This is a genomic window from Pseudoalteromonas thalassia (assembly GCF_049257215.1).
GTDB lineage: Bacteria > Pseudomonadota > Gammaproteobacteria > Enterobacterales > Alteromonadaceae > Pseudoalteromonas > Pseudoalteromonas lipolytica_C.
The window spans coordinates 40,434-57,828 of record NZ_JBMMUE010000019.1 but is presented as its reverse complement, the minus strand read 5'-3'; the positions used below and the strand labels follow the sequence as shown (position 1 = coordinate 57,828).

Here is a 17,395-nt window from a genome sequence, read left to right as displayed (position 1 = left end):
AATGAGCCAAACAGTAGCATCACAAACTGAGTACAATTATAAAGTTGTACGCCAATTCGCTATTATGACAGTGATTTGGGGCATCGTTGGCATGAGTGTTGGGGTTCTGATTGCTGCCCAATTAGCTTGGCCAGCACTTAACTTTGATACACCATGGTTAACTTACTCTCGACTACGTCCGTTACATACGAACGCAGTAATTTTCGCATTTGGTACAAGTGCTCTTTTTGCGACGTCTTATTACGTCGTACAACGTACGTGTCAAACGCGCCTTTTCTCAGATAAACTAGCAGCCTTCACCTTCTGGGGTTGGCAACTTGTTATCGTACTTGCAGCGATCACCTTACCTTTAGGTATCACAAGCTCAAAAGAATACGCAGAACTTGAATGGCCAATCGATATTCTTATCGCCGTTGTTTGGGTTACATACGCAGTTGTATTCTTCGGTACGCTAATCAAGCGTAAAGTATCGCACATCTATGTTGCGAACTGGTTCTACGCTGGTTTCATTATTACTGTTGCCGTTTTACACATTGTAAACAGCATGGCAATTCCAGTTTCACTTACTAAATCATACTCTATCTACGCAGGTGCTGTAGATGCAATGGTTCAGTGGTGGTACGGTCACAACGCTGTTGGTTTCTTATTAACTGCTGGTTTCTTAGGTATGATGTACTACTTCGTACCAAAACAAGCAGGTCGCCCTGTTTACTCTTACCGTTTATCGGTAGTTCACTTCTGGGCACTTGTTTCTTTATATATCTGGGCAGGTCCTCACCACCTACACTACACTGCGCTTCCAGACTGGACGCAAAGCTTAGGTATGGTTATGTCAGTTATCCTATTCGTTCCATCTTGGGGTGGTATGATCAACGGTATCATGACGTTATCAGGTGCATGGCATAAACTACGTACTGACCCAGTACTTCGTTTCTTAGTTGTTTCTCTATCTTTCTACGGTATGTCTACGTTTGAAGGCCCAATGATGGCTATTAAGTCTGTTAATGCGCTTTCACACTACACTGACTGGACTGTAGGTCACGTACACTCAGGTGCACTGGGTTGGGTTGCAATGATTTCTATCGGTGCTATCTATCACCTAATCCCTGCACTATTCTCACAAGGCCGTATGTACAGTGTTAAACTAGTTAACACGCACTTCTGGTTACATACTGTGGGTGTTGTTCTATACATCGTAGCAATGTGGATCTCAGGTGTAATGCAAGGTCTAATGTGGCGTGCAGTGAACTCAGACGGTACGTTAATGTACAGCTTTGTACAGTCATTAGAAGCTTCGTATCCGTTCTATATCATGCGTTTCCTAGGCGGTGTATTCATCGTAACAGGTATGCTAATTATGGCTTACAACGTTTATCGTACTATTGCTGCGAAGAAAGATTCGCTTCAATTAGACGCTGAAGCACAATTAGCATAATGGAGTAGCACGATGAGCAATAATAATTCACAAAACAAACACGAAATAGTCGAAAAAAACGTTGGCCTTATGGCTATCTTGACTGTTTTTGCTATCAGCTTTGGTGCATTGGTAGAGATTACACCACTTATGTTCCAAGACGATACGACTAAACCTGTTGATGGCTTACGCCCTCTTACAGCGTTAGAAATGGAAGGCCGCGATATCTATGTACGTGAAGGTTGTTACAACTGTCACTCACAAATGATTCGTCCTTTCCGAGACGAGGTTGAGCGTTATGGTCACTACTCTGTAGCTGGTGAGTCAGTATGGGATCACCCATTCCAATGGGGTTCTAAGCGTACTGGTCCTGACCTAGCTCGTGTTGGTGAGCGTTACTCAGACGATTGGCACCATGCTCACTTAATGGACCCACGTGCTGTGGTTCCTGAGTCAAACATGCCAGCGTTTCCTTGGTTAGATGAAAACAGAGTCGATACAACCCATACTCTTAAAAAGCTTCAAATATTCCGTGATAGCTTCGGAATTGATAAATCAAGCGACCGTTACGACGGTAAAGGTTATGGTAGCGACGAAGAGTTAAAAGCTGACATTGCGAAAATTGAAGCCATGAACGATGGTAAAGGCGCGACTGAAATGCAAGCTCTTATCGCTTACTTACAACAGCTTGGCACACACTTGAAGTAATTATTATGGATTACGGAACATACAGAGGCATTTTAACTCTGGTAATTTTAGTACTGTTTATTGTGATTGTTGTATGGGCATACAGCAAGCGTAGCAAAAGTCGATTTGATAACGCTGCTAATGCCATATTTGAAGATGAAAAAAAACACAACAACACAATCTCTAACGAGGAAAAGGAGTCTGAGAAATGACTAGCTTTTGGAGTATATGGGTTATTGTATTAACCCTTGCGTGTCTTGCTATCATCTTCGGCCTACTTCTGTGGAACTTGAAAAACTACACAGGTGTTAAAGAAGGCGAAAGCTGTGGTCACGAATTTGATGGCATTGAAGAACTAAACAACCCACTACCAAAATGGTGGACTTACATGTTCTTCGCGACATTTGTATGGTCTGTTTATTACCTTGCAGCTTACCCAGGTTTAGGTAATTGGGAAGGTTTAGGTAAATGGACAAGTTCTAACCAAGGTATTACTTCTCTAGCTGAGTCTAAAGAAGCAACTGAACAAGCATTAGCTAATGGTGAGAACGTTCAATTAGACCAAGAGTTTATTGCAGCAGATGAGCGTTTTGGCCCAATCTTTGAGTCATACGCGAAGCAAGATATTGAAGCACTTGTAAAAGACGAAAAAGCGCTTGAGATTGGTCAACGTTTATTCTCTCAAAACTGTGCTCAGTGTCATGGTTCAGATGCACGTGGTGGTTTAGGCTTCCCTAACCTAACTGATAAAGATTGGTTATATGGTGGTACACCAGACAAAATCAAAGAAACACTTCTTTATGGTCGTGTTGCTGCGATGCCACCTTGGGGTGATGCACTTGGTGAGCAAGGCATTAAAGAAATGACTGCTCACGTACTAAGCTTATCTGGCCGTACTGTAAACCAAAAAGATGCCGAAGCAGGTGCTGCGAAGTTCGCAATGTGTGCAGCGTGTCACGGTGCTGACGGTAAAGGTTCAGTTGCACATAACTTACCATTTGGTGCACCTAACCTAACTGATAACATCTGGTTGTATGGTGGCTCTAAACGTGCTGTTGAAGAAACACTTAGAAATGGCCGTGCAGGTGTAATGCCAGCATGGAAGGACATTCTAGGTGAAGATAAAGTACACCTATTAACAGCGTACGTTTACAGCTTATCGCAAGATAAATAACCACGTCGTTAATAAAATGTATAAACAATTAATCTTTTAATTCAATAGATTAATTAAGATCAAAAAAGCCTCCATCTGGAGGCTTTTTTTTAGTCTTTTGCTTTTAGATCCGATAAAATGCGTACAACATTTTTTAAGGTATAAGTACTATGAAACCGACTCCTTGGTATAAAAACTTTTGGCCATGGTTTTTAATCTCCTTCCCGCTTGCTGCAATTATCGGCTGTTTTGGTCTAATTTATATGGCTATTGGCAATGGCCCTGATATGGTTGTTGATGACTACTATAAAAAAGGTAAAGCAATTAACCTTGAACTCAGTAAATTCAATAAAGCCAAAGCACTATATCTGCATGGTGATTTAGACGTAACTGATGATAAAGTTAGCTTTAAGTTTACTAAAGGTGATGCAAGCCAAGTTCACTCTTTGAAAATGTCATTTTATCATCGCACCATTAAAGCCAACGACTTCAATGTTAGTTTAATGAAAAACGCTCATGGTGACTTTACAGCCCTACTCGACACTCACGTTGACGGTGCATACACAGTGTTTATTGAACCTATCGATAATAGTTGGAAGTTAAAAGAAGACATTACTCTTCCTACTGATAAAACAATTTCGATTAGCCCTGAATATAAGTAGTAAACTCAAATGTCCGATAATTGCTTTCATTGTCTTGAAAGTGTGCCAAAAGGTTTTAACGCGACTGTCGAAATAGACGGTAAGGCACAACCTATGTGTTGTATTGGTTGCCAAACGGTTGCTGAGAATATCGTCGCCCAAGGCATGACCGATTACTATAAGTTTAGAACTGTGCGCTCTGGTAAAGTAGAACAACTTGTTCCAGAGCAGCTTGAGTTAATTAAGAGTTACGATAACGAAGATATACAAGATGAGTTTATTTCAGCCACAAATGACTTATCAGAAGTGCTTCTTACCGTCGAAGGTATCACCTGTGCTGCCTGTGCTTGGTTAATCGAGAAACAATTACTCAATTTAAAAGCAATTAAGCGTGTGGATGTAAATACATCGACTAATCGTGCGATGATCCAATGGGATAAATCGGTTACTCCACTTAGCCAAATTATCACTTCATTACACGAAATCGGCTATAAAGCTTACCCGTTTCAGGCTGACCTTGAAGCGAGTCAAAAACAACAAGCCGCTAAAGCCTATATCCGCCGATTAGGTGTTGCAGGTCTGATGACTATGCAAGTAATGATGTTCGCTTTTGCCATGTATTTTGGCATGTTCTCGGGCATGGAAGAAAACTTTGAACAGTATTTCCGCTGGATAAGCTTAGTTCTTGCTTCGCCGGTTATTTTATACAGCGCCCTACCGTTCTTAACCAATGCAATTAATGGTTTAAAAGCCAAACAGCTCAATATGGACTTACCCGTATCTTTAGCGATTTTTGGTGCTTATGGTGCGAGCTGCTATGCCACATTAATGTCGGTTGGCGAAGTTTATTTTGAATCTATCTGTATGTTTACCTTCTTATTATTACTGGGTAAATATTTAGAATTTAGAGCCCGTTTAAAAGCCAGTGAATTTACTGCTAACTTACAAAAACTTTTACCTTTAACTGCACGAATTATCAATAGCGATAATCAAGAATCAATTATTGCGGCTAAAAAGCTTAAATTAGGCGATGTTGTTTTAATTAAGGCAGGCGAAACCATTCCTGCTGATGGTGTTGTGATCAAAGGTAAAACAACTGTTGATGAAGCCATGATGACAGGCGAGCATCAGCCAGTTAATAAATTTATCAGCCATCAAGTTTACGCTGGTACAATTAACCACGATGGCGTGATCAGTATTGAGATCAACAAAATCGGCCAAAATACGCTGCTTAATCAAATTATTAAGTTACAACATACAGCATTAACCAAACGCCCTCGATTAGTTGAGATAACAGATAAAGTCGCGCAGTGGTTTGTTGCGTGTTTATTACTGTTTGCCTCCATTACAGCGATTGGCTGGTATCAAATAGACCCTGAGCATGCTTTTTGGGTTACTATTTCGGTGCTTGTTGCAACCTGCCCTTGCGCCCTTAGTTTAGCGATTCCAACTGCCCTAACCTGTGCCGTAGCCAGCCTTACAAAGCGTGGCATTTTAATTAAACAAGCCCATGTGTTAGAAACGCTACCACAATTAACAAATATAGCCTTCGATAAAACAGGTACTTTAACGCAGGGTCGTTTCACTATTGAGCGTGTTGAAATGGTCAGCAGCCATTATAGTGAAGCTGATGCATTACGATTAGCAGCGCAACTTGAAAGCTTCTCGGAACACCCAATTGCCAATGCGTTTGCAACTTACAACGACACGGTTAACCCTATCGAAAATGTCACAATCGAACCGGGTAAAGGTATTACAGCAGAGCTTAATAAACAGCACCTAGCGATAGGTAAAAGCGGCTGGTTTGATACCGAAAAAGCAGATGCACAAGCAACCTTGTATGTCGATAAACAAGTAGTTGCGCGCTTTTATCTAGCCGACAGCTTACGTAACAACGCAGAAAAACTAATCACAGAGCTGCACTCTCAACAAATAAAGTGTCATATGTTAACGGGTGATGCATCAAACAGTGGTGAGCGAATCGCAAAACAGTTAAATTTAGATACCGTGCACGCAGCATGTAGCCCTCGCGACAAACAAACTCATGTTGAAGCACTCGCAAACAAAGGCGCCATTGTTGCCATGGTGGGTGATGGAGTCAATGATAGCCCAGTATTTGCCAGTGCCCATTTATCTATTGCAATGGAAACAGGCGCTGATATTTCCAAAAACAGTGCTGATGTGGTATTACTCAATAGTGATCTAACCGCCATCGAGCATTTGCTAACTGTGTCGAAAAAGACACGCCGTATTGTTAAGCAAAACTTGGCACTATCACTTATTTACAATGGTTCGATTTTACCACTGGCAGCCCTTGGGCTTGTTGCTCCTTGGATGGCCGTCATCGGTATGTCTGCAAGCTCCATTTTGGTTATTACCAACTCATTAAGGTTATTAAAACTATGAGTATCATCTACATGCTTATCCCGATTGCCATATTATTTGTGCTAATTGCTATTGGGGTGTTCTTTTGGGCTGTAAAAAGTGAACAATTTTCTGATTTAAACAAACAGGGCCACAGTATCCTGTTCGAAGACGATAAAGAGCAGCACAACAAAAGTAATGATTGATCCGCTGTTTATTAGTGCATTTGTAATGGGTTTGCTAGGCAGTGGTCACTGTCTAGCTATGTGTGGTGGCATTGCCAGTAGTTTACAACTTGCTGCTAACAAAAACCGCGCAGTCAGTTTTTCTGTTGCTTATAATCTGGGACGTGCGCTTAGTTACATGCTTGCTGGTGCCTTAGTCGCTGGAATTAGCAGCCGTTTTGCAGCGCAAAATACCACTATTTCTATAGCATTATCGTTTTTAAGTGGCATTTTCATGCTCCTTGTTGGGGTTTATATTATGCGCTTAGCGGCGACCCTACAGTGGTTAGAAAAACTAGGAAAAACCCTAGTATGGCAGCATTTAGCTAAGCTCAATCGTTATTTATTACCGGTCGATACAACACCTAAAGCCCTACTCTATGGCGCTTTATGGGGTTGGTTGCCCTGCGGATTAGTTTATTCAGCACTGACTTGGGCTCTTACCAGCCCATCAGCATTTCATGGGGCTGGGGTGATGTTATTTTTCGCGTTAGGAACCTTTCCTGCGATGATAAGCGTAGGTCTAGTCAGTCAAAAAATAAACGCTATTTTCAACCATGTTTGGACTAGGGTTATTCTAGGCAGCGTAATAATATGGTACGGTATATACTTATTAATTATAGCAACCGATAAGCTAGTTCATTAATCTTACGCGTTGTTAACTTATTTGAATGGATTTGATGTATGGACTTCTCACAAAACAAGTCAAAAGGCTTATGCACAATTAGCTGTAATAATTGCAGTATTAGCCAGCTATGTTTGCCATTTTCATTAAACGGTCAAGAAATGGATCGTCTTGATGAAATCATCGAGCGCAAAAAACCACTGCACAAAGGTGACTTTTTATTTGAGTCTGGTGAAAGCTTAAATGCGATATATGCGGTACGCTCAGGTTCGTTTAAATCTTACACGTTATCTGAGCAAGGCGATGAGCAAATTACTGGTTTTCATTTAGCTGGTGATTTAGTCGGTTTCGATGCAATTAACAAAATGGCTCATCAAAGCTTCTCGCAAGCACTTGAAACCTCAATGGTATGTGAAATTCCATTCGATACCCTCGATGATTTAGCAGGTAAATTACCAAAGCTACGCCAACAAATTATGCGTTTAATGAGTAATGAAATTAACTATGACCAAGAAATGTTATTGTTACTCAATAAAAAGTCAGCTGAAGAGCGCCTAGCGAGTTTTATCTATAACCTTGCAGAACGTTTCGGTGAGCGCGGTTTTTCGCGTAAAGAATTCCGTTTAACCATGACACGTGGCGAGATTGGTAACTATTTAGGCCTTACTGTTGAAACAATTAGCCGCCTTTTAAGCCGCTTCCAAAAAGCCGGTTTTATTAAGGTTGAAGGTAAATTTATCACCATTTTGGACCAGCAAGCACTTGCAACAACAGCAGCGATTAAATGTAAGTAGAGTTTGATTTAAAGCAAGTTTCTATTGTTTGCCCCTTTAACTGTTCTAAATTTAGGTTACACTCAAAGTACTACTTTTTGCGGAACAGTTAAGGAGCAGCACATGGACGCAATTAAACGAATTTTAGCAGTTATAGACCCAACCAAAGAGCAGCAACACAGTTTAAGCCGCTCAATTGATCTAGCCAAAAAATCTGGCGCGACCATCACCGCTTTCCTCAGTATCTACGACTTCTCTTACGAAATGACCACGATGCTTTCTGCTGATGAGCGTGAAGCGATGCGTGAGGCAGTAATCAAAGATCGCCAAGCATGGCTAGACGAGCAAATTGCACTTTATCCTGAGCTTACCATTGATAGCTGTGTTGTTTGGCATAACCGTCCTTACGAGGCAATCATTAATACTGTTATTAATGACGGCTATGATTTAGTCGTAAAAGGTACCCATCAACACGATACGCTTAAATCAGTTATCTTCACGCCAACTGACTGGCACCTAATTCGCAAGTGCCCTGCTCCAGTTTTACTTGTTAAAGAAAAAGAGTGGCCAGCACAAGGTAATATTCTTGCAGCAGTGAACGCGGTAAGTGAAAATGAACAACACCTTGAACTTAACAAACGTATTATTAATGATGCTCGCTTCATTTGTGATTTAGCGAATGCCACTCTTAACCTTGTGAATGCATACCCTGCAACTCCAGTTAATATTGCTATTGAAATTCCTGAGTTTAACCCGGGTGTTTATAACGAATCAGTTAAGAAACATCACTTTGAATCAACGCTTTCGTTAGCTGAAGGGTTTAATATTGATAAAGCTCATTGCCACATTGAAGAAGGCTTACCAGAAGATGTCATTCCTGATGTTGCTGCACGGTTAAACAGCGAATTAGTAGTGATTGGTACTGTTGGTCGCACCGGGTTAAGCGCGGCGCTTGTCGGTAACACTGCAGAGCATGTCATTGATAGTCTTGATTGCGATGTATTAGCGTTAAAACCAGACGGCTACGTCAGCCCTCTTGCTAAATAACATTTTTAAAACGCATTAAAAAAGCCCCAGTTCGGGGCTTTTTTTATACCAATTCGCTTAAGTATTATTGCGGATTAGTATTATATGTTTGTTACATCAATAAATAATGATTCATCAATGTTTGTCGAAGAGACTACCGCCTCGCTAAAGTCATAGCTTTCACGATTGCCTTCTCTATCAAGTGGTAAGTTTTCAAAATCAAATAAGTTTCTGTCTGCAAGCTGACTTGGGCTAACATTCTGTAAAGACTTAAAGATACTCTCAACACGACCCGGAGTTTTCTTATCCCACTCTGTCAGCATGGCTTTAATTGATTGACGCTGAAGGTTTTCTTGTGAGCCACACAAGTTACAAGGAATAATCGGGAAATCTTTATGCTCTGCGTATTTAATTAAATCTTTCTCACGGCAATATGACAACGGACGAATGACTACGTTACGTTCATCATCAGAGCGTAATTTTGGTGGCATCGCTTTTAATCGTGAACCATGAAACATATTTAAGAACATTGTCTCAACAATGTCATCCATGTGATGACCAAGTGCTAGTTTTGTCGCGCCAATTTTTTCTGCGAATGAATAAAGTGTGCCGCGACGAAGTCGTGAACAAAGACCACACGTCGTCTTACCTTCTGGTACTTTTTCCTTTACTACTGAGTAGGTATCTTTATCAACGATGTAATACGGGATATTTAGCGTTTCAAAGTAATCAGGCAAAATGTGCTCAGGAAAGCCTGGCTGCTTCTGATCAAGGTTTACCGCAATCACTTCAAATTTAATTGGCGCTGCTTTTTGTAAATTAAGCAAAATATCTAGCATCGCAAAAGAATCTTTACCACCACTGATACACGCCATAACAACATCACCGTCTTCAATCATGTTGTAATCAGTAATCGCGTTACCAACATGCCTTCTTAGACGCTTTTGAAGTTTATTAAATTCAAGAGTTTCTTTTCTAGTATCAGTTTGATTCATTTGCTCTGCTCATACAGGCTTTACTAAGCCATGTTTCATAGTAAAAAGTTCGGCGTGGATTATACGGACTTTTTATACGAGTTGAAATGATTAGCTTGGGATTATTGTCGTTGTACTCTGCAACTTAATTTATATAAAAGCACAAACAAATCGAAAACAATACATTCGTATTTTACTGTATACACATAGGCTCACTTTGAGCAGGTATAATGCTCCTCTTGGCTGTCATCTGCTGGTGTGCACCACTTTAACAATACCTCTTTTAGAGATTCATACTTTATTGGTTTAGCAATGAAATCATTCATCCCAGCATCAAAACAACGCTGCTTATCTGCACTTAATACATTAGCAGTCAATGCAATGATAGGTGTTGATTTAAAGGCTTCTTTCTCGCGTATTTTTATTGTTGCCTGTGGGCCATCTAAAACAGGCATTTGCATGTCCATGAAAATAATATCAAATAACTGTTTCTCACATTGTAATATGGCTTGTTCACCATCATTTGCTATTTTTATTGAGCTAATATTAAATTCATTTAGCATCGCTTCGATAACGACCTGATTGATTTCATTGTCTTCAACAATCAGAACATTTAGTCTTGAGAAATCAAAAGACTCATCTGGAAATTTCATCAGCGCTACCTCTTTAATATCAGCATGCTTAAAGCTCTGTTTTGCTACCATCTGAAAATAAAAACGTGAACCAACACCAGCTTCACTTTCAACATGTAAAGTTGTGCCCATCAAATTGAGTAACTTACTCGAAATAGCCAAACCTAACCCTGTACCACCAAAGCGACGTGTAATTGAGGCATCAGCTTGTGAAAAGGCTTCAAATAAATTACTCATGTGCTCTTTGACTATACCAATCCCAGTATCTATTACGTTAAACGTTAAGCTAAACTCATCATTACGTTGAGCAATTTCAACACTCAACGTCACATTACCCCGCTCTGTAAATTTAATTGCGTTACCAAGTAAATTAATTAGTACTTGTTTCAAACGCGTTTCATCTCCTAAGAAGATAGCCTCTTTGCCATCAGGGCTTTTTTCAATATTAAATTGAATATTCTTGCTATGTGCTTGTTCTAAAAATAGATGCTGAAGTTCATCTAACATACTGCTTAACTTAATTGGTTGAGATTCTAGCTCAATTTTAGAAGCCTCTATTTTACTTAAATCCAAAATATCATTAATAATCACTAATAAACTCGAACCAGAAGACTGAATAATAGCAAGCATCTTTGCCTGTTCTGTAGTGAGTGTTGTTCTACTCAATTGTCGAGCCATTCCTAAAATACCATTCATAGGAGTTCTTATTTCATGACTCATATTGGCGAGAAACTCTGATTTTACTTTTGTCGTGTGCTCTGCAACTTTTTTTGCTTCAGAAAGATCACGACTTAAAATACGAAAGCTATCTGCTGCGCTTGCAAGAACTCCAATTTCATCTTTACGATTTAAATCATGGATTGGTGCCGATAAATCCCCCTCTAAAAAGCGTTGAAAACTGACAGTGAGCCTCTTGATGGCTTGAGATATTTGTAGATGAAAAAAAGCGGCAAGCGCTAAAACATAAATAAACACGACAGCCGCCAGTGCTTTTAATATTTTTTCGGTTTTAGAAACTGTGATTTCCGCGTCTTTTTTGATCTGATTTAAATGGGCTAAAGAATTCTCTCTTAGCTTATTTGCTAGTGTACTAAACTCGATTGCATCCCCCGCCATTACAACATTTACCAAACTAAAGTAGTTGCGATTGGCCTGAATAGCTTTTGAAAAAGCATTCTGATAAGTGCTCGCTAATGTCGCTGTTCTTAAAATTTCACTCTGAACATCATCTTGTTGTGTCATAGCTAGATCATTATTAAGCCCAGATAACACTTGCAAAGCATTATTAACGGCAGTTCGTTTTGTATAGTCTTTTTTAGTTAAAAATTGATAGGCATCACGATGTAGCACATGCCACATATTGAGACTTTCCGCGATGATCAACATTTGTTCATTAGAAACAGCTAGCTTCTTTAGGTTTTCAAGATGAGTAACGGCCTCAAAATAGATGCTCGGAAGTTCAACTTCGATGAGCTCTGCTCTAATTTCATATCGCTTCGTGAGCACACCTAAATTATCACTATATCTGCCGATTAACTCAGACATAGAGTCTAAATATACTTGGCTATCACTCTCATCTGATTTCAAGTTAACTTCATTTAAACGGCTTTTTACACTGTCGAAATTCTCTATGATTTTACTAAAAACAGCTTCACTTCCAGACGAGCCATAGACAGAGATATCTCTTTGCATTTCAACAATATCTTTGTTTATGCTTAAGATGCTTACTGCATAATTGCTTATACGGCTAATATCATTGAAAGACACTTCAATTGTTTTGAGGCGCTTGTTCATCACAACAAAGCTTATTCCCATGACTAATATCACCAGCATTAATGCAAGTAATACTTTAGCTGCCAGTGACTTAGAAATGATATTAATCAATTTAATTCCCTATGAGTTTAATAGCTCATACCATTTATCTAAGCTGTAATCATAATTAGGCATTACTGTATTCCAAACGGCAATATTCGAAAAACGCTTTATATAACTGCCACCATCTCGCATCTGACCCGCTTTAACCGACACTTTTCCATCTGTACCTTGCAGGTCAATTGATGCAGCTTTTCCTTCATACCAATAATCCCATTCCGGCTTTGACATAAGCGGCTGACTGCGCTCGGGGTTAGAAATATAATAACCTTGGCGCGCAATAAATGCTCCAGGATAGCCAGATAACCACCAATTCATATACTCATATGCCGCATCTTTTACATGTCCTTGTGTATTTGAAGATAAGCACATAACCCCATGCCATGCACGGTACCCTTCTTTGGGAGAAGCATAAACAACAGGTATCCCCTGTCCTTTACATGCACTTACACCTGGAGAAAACATACTTTGAATATTGACCCGTTTCATTTTCATGAAATCTACAGACTGCGGAACAGACGTCCAAAAGCCAGCGAAATGACCTTGCCTTTTTTTCTCGAGTAGAATTGCAAATAGCTGATCTATTTCAGAAATACTCATATTGCCAATATCGTTGAAACGCATCAGTCCTTTGCCTTGTGCTGCTAAAGCTGCATCAAAGATTCCAATAGTGGGTGCATTCACTAAAGCCACTTTACCTTTGTTTTTTTCATCAAGTAACCAAGCCCATGACTCTGTTTCATAAGGAATACCTTGTTCTATAAAATTAGTGTTGTAGCCAAATGAATCAACATTATGGACATAAGGCATAAAACTAATTTGCTTTGTAGGTGTAGTTCCCAAGGAGCCATCGGCTTGAACATAAAGTAACTTGTTAGGTGAATCTCCGGCTCCTATGCTTGCTTCAGATGTAATCTTGCCTGTTTTAGTCAAAGGGTTAATTTCTTGCCAATAGTTTAATCTATCAATATCTAATGGCTGTATTGCACCTGCTTGCCATAGTATGTTGATTGAATCAGACCATTGCTCATAGAGATCGAATGAATTTGGGTTTGCAGCTGCTTTTTGTAGTACAGCAGCACTGCCCATTGGGGTAAACTCAACATTAATGCCTAACTCACGCATTGCGCGTTGTCTGAGCTCTTCTTGTAATGTGACATGCGTCCCCATAACACGCAGAGTGATTTGCTTTTTAGCAAAAACATAGGGGGCTTTAAACGCCAACGTTGATACCGCAGCACCTACGCTAAGAGTTTTCAAAAAGCGCCGACGATTTTGAGCATGATTCATTACATTACCCCAAATTTTTATATACATTAAGTATAGGTTAAATTTGAAGATAGCCTAAACTTAGGCAATCGCAATGTATTGTTAGGATTAGGGATATAAGTATAAAATTGCTTTAAACCTTATGTTTAAAGCGCTAAATGTCCTTTTGCTGCAATAATGGATTGTTCAATTGCCGTATTTTTAACAGGCTTTGATACAAACAAATCCATCCCCGCTTTTTTACAGGCGGCTTTATCATCTGCAGAAGTATTCGCAGTTAATGCAATTATAAACGTTTTATTTTCAGGACAAATACCATTAGCTCTCAGATAACGTGTTGCTTCTAAACCGTCAAGTTCAGGCATTACGCAATCCATAAATATCAAATTGTAGTTGTTTTGTTTGCATTTATTGATCGCATCGACGCCATCACATGCAAAGTCTGCGGTTAAGCCTAATTTTTCTAAATGGGCTTTCAAGACTAACCGGTTAATCTGATTATCATCAACGACCAAAATAGCGAGAGGAAGAGTTGTAAAATCAATATTACTTACATCTTGTTGTTGATGGCTTTGAGGTTGACCTTTTTCTAGAGGGAGTTTAATTTCAAAACAACTGCCTTTTCTATGTTCGCTGTTCACCTTAACTGTGCCGCCCATATAATCAATTAGCTCTTTAACTATTGCTAGGCCAAGCCCTGTACCGCCTTTTTTTCGATCTTTACTTATCTCTTGTGTAAAGGGTGAAAATAGCGATTTCATAAAGTTCTCAGTCATGCCAATCCCTGAATCAGTGACCTTAAAAGACAGAAACACTTTATCATTGAGCTCTTTAGCACTGGCAGTTAACGTTACCTCACCTTGCTCAGTAAACTTAAGTGCATTACTCAACAAGTTCGAGACTATTTGTGTAATACGAGTATTGTCACTGAAGGTCCAACACTCATCACTGATATCAATCGTCGCATCAAAGCTAAGGTTACTTTGTTGATACAAAGGAGAATACAAAGAAACAATATCAACAAAAATGGTTTTCAATAAGAAGTGACTAGGTTCAAGCTTAAGTTCGCCGTGATTAATTTTTGAAAAATCCAACACTTCATTAATAATATTCAGCAAAATATCTGCACTACGCAACGCTATTTTGAGTTTCTCTTCACGCTTTTGCTCTGATTTTTCATACAACAAAGTCGTTAACATGCCTGTAATACCATTGAGCGGAGTACGAAGTTCATGGCTTATTTTGGCAAGCAAAATGCTTCTATCTTCAAGTGTACGTTCTGCATCAGCTTTTTGTTTTTTAAGCTCTTCACGTAGCAGTACCGACTTAGTAATATCTTGAAAAGTACCAATTATCCGAACACAAGCCCCCTCTTTAAATTCAGCTTTTCCGACTGTTGATACCCATATAGGGTTGCCTTTAGCTGTTATCAATTCAATTTCAATATTCCAATCTTTACCTTGCTCAATAGCTTCTTTGACAACTTTCTCAATGGCTTGGCGGCTTTCGCCTTGTTTGTAAAATTGAATAGCATTCTCGAGATCGGGCTTGAAATCTTCAGGGACTTCATGAATAACTTTAGTTTGCTTACTCCAGTAAAGATTATTGGTGATTAAATCTAGCTCCCAAGAGCCAATTTTTGCCACCTCTTCAACTTGTGCAAGCATAGAGTTCTTTTTAATTAATTTTTCTGATGATAAATTACGAGCAAACTCATTGCCCAACCATTGAGCAAAAAGTTCAACATAATCATGCGCCTCTTCTGTGAATGGGGCAGTAGATTGTGCCGCTGAAAAGTTAACCGTACCAAACACGCTTTTACCAATGTGGATAGGCGCACCGATATAAGATTCTAATTGGAAGTTCTTGTAACAAGGGTGTTCAGCTATGTAGCTCTGTGACGCATGGTTAAATGATAATGCTTTGTCTGCAGCTAATGTGTGTGAACAATAGGTTCCTGCTACATCAAACTGAGCCCCAACAGGGATCGCATCGTTTGGAGAAACCACGTGAATAACTGTATATACTTGTTCTTCAACACGACTTACAATTGCAAAATCAAGATTGAATATCGCTAAGCCAAAATGCAGCAATTGCGCCACTTTATCATCAAAATTAGTTTGCTGATTCGATACAATATCGTGAAATTGGCGCAGAAAGTTCACAGTCACTCCTTGTCATTTTTTAAGCTGCGATTTTTAAGTTTTTAGCATACCAGTAAAATAGCTATTACACACTTTAAAACTTAGAATATAGAACTAAGATAATAACATTTAGCAACCCAAAAACATTATTAGCAGCCTTTGTTTTTATTATAAATTGGTAAAAGCCCGCATCTTAAACAATACTTTATACTTAAAAAATATAACTTTCTTGTCGTTGGTTTTTCTATGTCGCTTAGAACCCAGTTTTTAGCTTTACTAATACTATTGCTTTTATTGGTTACCACTAACACTGTTTTAGTTATGCTTTTAGATAAAGAAGGTAGGCAAAAGCACGAGGCAGTTGATCATACACACGAAATAATTGACGAATCAGAAAAACTTTACACCCAAATAGTTCATGCAGAAACAGGCCAGCGTGGTTATCTTCTTACACAAAATACATCTTATTTAACGCCCTACTACGACGGTATAAAAAAAGCAAAAACACACTTTTTAACCCTGACTAAAATTACAATACATCAGCGAGAGCAGCAAGAAAAACTATCTCAACTTGATGTTTTAATAAATAAAAAATTTGACGAGTTAGATTTAACTATTAATTTAGTGATGCAAAACAGTCCCTCTGCAATCCAAGCAGCAATGGAGGTTGTACAAAGCAACGAAGGGAAAGAGTACATGGAGCAAATTCGCAAATTAATTTCTGAATTTCAAAATATACAACGTGAAAAGTTAGATATAGAAATGTCAGATTTTCAACAACACAGTTTGTTGCTAACGTATCTAATTTCAATTCAAATTCCACTGCTTATTTTATTATGCGTTTTTTCAGCAGTTTTTATTAATAAAAAACTCTTCATTCCATTAAAGCAATTACTGCATATTACTGAACAATTAGAGAAAGGAGATAAACCTAACGTAAGTATTGTTTACAGGCATGATGAAATAGGTCACCTCCTTAAACGATTTCAACGTATGAGCAATATCATCCATAAGCGAACTAAAAGATTGAATTTTCAAGCAAAACACGACCATTTAACAGGTGCTCTTAACCGCTCAGACCTAGAACCCCATTTACGCCAAGCCATTAATACTTGTTCAGTAGACAACAAACTGGCACTAATTTTTATTGATATCAATAAATTCAAACAATTAAACGATAATTATGGTCATAGTATTGGTGACAAGGTGTTAATTGAAACAGCAAAACGTATCAGCTCTACTTTTCGAGCCGATGACGCCATCTACCGTTATGGTGGAGATGAATTTATCATCATCGTAGAAAACATCTCAAAGATTGAATATATAGAACCTATGCTTAATCATTTATTAAAGAGTTTTGAAGTCTGTTTTGAAATAGAACAACGTACTTTTGACATCGATTTAAGTATTGGTGTTGCTCTCTCTCCTGATCATAGTGACGATTGGAAAACGTTAATCAACCTAGCAGATAAAGCAATGTATAACGCAAAATTAAGCCACAACGCCTCATATTGTATTCATGGTCAAGCTTGAATGAAAAACTAATCGATTCAGCTACTTTTTACGTATAGTTTGCAAATATCATCATCACTATGTA

Annotated in this window: 15 protein-coding genes; 11 read left to right on the top strand and 4 right to left on the bottom strand. The window is 38.9% G+C overall.

Going from position 1 to position 17,395, the window contains the following annotated elements; all coding sequences use genetic code 11:
* Window position 1 precedes the first annotated feature (1 nt).
* The 10 genes from ccoN (at window position 2) to uspE (ending at window position 8,928) form a co-directional block, all read left to right on the top strand.
* Entirely contained in the window at window positions 2-1,435 is a 1,434-nt protein-coding gene (ccoN, locus tag AAEU31_RS18165) for a cytochrome-c oxidase, cbb3-type subunit I (RefSeq protein WP_421967953.1), read from the top strand.
* 12 nt (window positions 1,436-1,447) lie between these two features.
* Window positions 1,448-2,122 carry a cytochrome-c oxidase, cbb3-type subunit II gene (gene ccoO / locus AAEU31_RS18160; protein ID WP_135924295.1) on the top strand — a complete coding sequence of 225 codons (675 nt, stop codon included), beginning with the start codon at window positions 1,448-1,450 and terminating at the stop codon, window positions 2,120-2,122.
* A 5-nt stretch (window positions 2,123-2,127) separates the two neighbouring features.
* Window positions 2,128-2,313, top strand: coding sequence for a cbb3-type cytochrome oxidase subunit 3 (locus AAEU31_RS18155; RefSeq protein WP_054561331.1), 186 nt, complete (start codon window positions 2,128-2,130; stop codon window positions 2,311-2,313).
* Window positions 2,310-3,275: a cytochrome-c oxidase, cbb3-type subunit III gene (ccoP, locus tag AAEU31_RS18150; RefSeq protein ID WP_135924294.1), complete on the top strand. Its 966-nt coding sequence runs from the start codon at window positions 2,310-2,312 to the stop codon at window positions 3,273-3,275. The genes AAEU31_RS18155 and ccoP overlap by 4 nt, the downstream gene beginning before the upstream one ends.
* Before the next feature lie 149 nt (window positions 3,276-3,424).
* Window positions 3,425-3,916: a FixH family protein gene (locus tag AAEU31_RS18145; protein ID WP_138558550.1), complete on the top strand. Its 492-nt coding sequence runs from the start codon at window positions 3,425-3,427 to the stop codon at window positions 3,914-3,916.
* A 9-nt stretch (window positions 3,917-3,925) separates the two neighbouring features.
* A complete protein-coding gene (locus AAEU31_RS18140; RefSeq protein WP_421967952.1) occupies window positions 3,926-6,301 on the top strand; it encodes a heavy metal translocating P-type ATPase in 2,376 nt (791 codons plus the stop codon).
* Window positions 6,298-6,465, top strand: a complete 168-nt coding sequence (gene ccoS, locus AAEU31_RS18135; RefSeq protein ID WP_054553052.1) for a cbb3-type cytochrome oxidase assembly protein CcoS — start codon at window positions 6,298-6,300, stop codon at window positions 6,463-6,465. The genes AAEU31_RS18140 and ccoS overlap by 4 nt, the downstream gene beginning before the upstream one ends.
* On the top strand, window positions 6,458-7,129 hold the full coding sequence (locus AAEU31_RS18130; protein ID WP_421967951.1) for a sulfite exporter TauE/SafE family protein: 672 nt from the start codon (window positions 6,458-6,460) through the stop codon (window positions 7,127-7,129). The genes ccoS and AAEU31_RS18130 overlap by 8 nt, the downstream gene beginning before the upstream one ends.
* A 38-nt stretch (window positions 7,130-7,167) precedes the next feature.
* A complete protein-coding gene (locus tag AAEU31_RS18125) occupies window positions 7,168-7,902 on the top strand; it encodes an FNR family transcription factor (RefSeq protein ID WP_135924290.1) in 735 nt (244 codons plus the stop codon).
* A 102-nt stretch (window positions 7,903-8,004) separates the two neighbouring features.
* Window positions 8,005-8,928 (top strand): universal stress protein UspE, encoded by a 924-nt coding sequence (uspE, locus tag AAEU31_RS18120; protein WP_135924289.1) that lies wholly within the window; start codon window positions 8,005-8,007, stop codon window positions 8,926-8,928.
* A gap of 80 nt (window positions 8,929-9,008) precedes the next feature.
* Here the strand turns inward: uspE and ttcA are convergent, their stop codons facing one another.
* The 4 genes from ttcA to AAEU31_RS18100 form a co-directional block, all read right to left on the bottom strand.
* Window positions 9,009-9,902 (bottom strand): tRNA 2-thiocytidine(32) synthetase TtcA, encoded by an 894-nt coding sequence (gene ttcA, locus AAEU31_RS18115; RefSeq protein ID WP_054561325.1) that lies wholly within the window; start codon window positions 9,900-9,902, stop codon window positions 9,009-9,011.
* A gap of 191 nt (window positions 9,903-10,093) precedes the next feature.
* On the bottom strand, window positions 10,094-12,397 hold the full coding sequence (locus AAEU31_RS18110) for a hybrid sensor histidine kinase/response regulator (protein ID WP_421967950.1): 2,304 nt from the start codon (window positions 12,395-12,397) through the stop codon (window positions 10,094-10,096).
* 9 nt (window positions 12,398-12,406) lie between these two features.
* The gene (locus AAEU31_RS18105) at window positions 12,407-13,675 is read right to left on the bottom strand and encodes an ABC transporter substrate-binding protein (RefSeq protein WP_421967949.1); all 1,269 of its coding nucleotides are present in this window, start codon (window positions 13,673-13,675) and stop codon (window positions 12,407-12,409) included.
* Window positions 13,676-13,800: 125 nt separating this feature from the next.
* Window positions 13,801-15,819, bottom strand: coding sequence for a GAF domain-containing hybrid sensor histidine kinase/response regulator (locus AAEU31_RS18100; RefSeq protein ID WP_421967948.1), 2,019 nt, complete (start codon window positions 15,817-15,819; stop codon window positions 13,801-13,803).
* A gap of 225 nt (window positions 15,820-16,044) precedes the next feature.
* Here AAEU31_RS18100 and AAEU31_RS18095 point away from each other — a divergent pair, with 225 nt between their 5' ends.
* The gene (locus tag AAEU31_RS18095; protein WP_421967947.1) at window positions 16,045-17,331 is read left to right on the top strand and encodes a diguanylate cyclase domain-containing protein; all 1,287 of its coding nucleotides are present in this window, start codon (window positions 16,045-16,047) and stop codon (window positions 17,329-17,331) included.
* The last annotated feature ends 64 nt before the right edge of the window (window positions 17,332-17,395 follow it).

Bases quoted from the DNA above. Each gene is read 5' to 3' on its own strand.
- ccoN (WP_421967953.1), top strand. From the start codon at position 2: ATGAGCCAAACAGTAGCATCACAAACTGAGTACAATTATAAAGTTGTA.
- ccoO (WP_135924295.1), top strand. From the start codon at position 1,448: ATGAGCAATAATAATTCACAAAACAAACACGAAATAGTCGAAAAAAAC.
- AAEU31_RS18155 (WP_054561331.1), top strand. From the start codon at position 2,128: ATGGATTACGGAACATACAGAGGCATTTTAACTCTGGTAATTTTAGTA.
- ccoP (WP_135924294.1), top strand. From the start codon at position 2,310: ATGACTAGCTTTTGGAGTATATGGGTTATTGTATTAACCCTTGCGTGT.
- AAEU31_RS18145 (WP_138558550.1), top strand. From the start codon at position 3,425: ATGAAACCGACTCCTTGGTATAAAAACTTTTGGCCATGGTTTTTAATC.
- AAEU31_RS18140 (WP_421967952.1), top strand. From the start codon at position 3,926: ATGTCCGATAATTGCTTTCATTGTCTTGAAAGTGTGCCAAAAGGTTTT.
- ccoS (WP_054553052.1), top strand. From the start codon at position 6,298: ATGAGTATCATCTACATGCTTATCCCGATTGCCATATTATTTGTGCTA.
- AAEU31_RS18130 (WP_421967951.1), top strand. From the start codon at position 6,458: ATGATTGATCCGCTGTTTATTAGTGCATTTGTAATGGGTTTGCTAGGC.
- AAEU31_RS18125 (WP_135924290.1), top strand. From the start codon at position 7,168: ATGGACTTCTCACAAAACAAGTCAAAAGGCTTATGCACAATTAGCTGT.
- uspE (WP_135924289.1), top strand. From the start codon at position 8,005: ATGGACGCAATTAAACGAATTTTAGCAGTTATAGACCCAACCAAAGAG.
- ttcA (WP_054561325.1), bottom strand. From the start codon at position 9,902: ATGAATCAAACTGATACTAGAAAAGAAACTCTTGAATTTAATAAACTT.
- AAEU31_RS18105 (WP_421967949.1), bottom strand. From the start codon at position 13,675: ATGAATCATGCTCAAAATCGTCGGCGCTTTTTGAAAACTCTTAGCGTA.
- AAEU31_RS18095 (WP_421967947.1), top strand. From the start codon at position 16,045: ATGTCGCTTAGAACCCAGTTTTTAGCTTTACTAATACTATTGCTTTTA.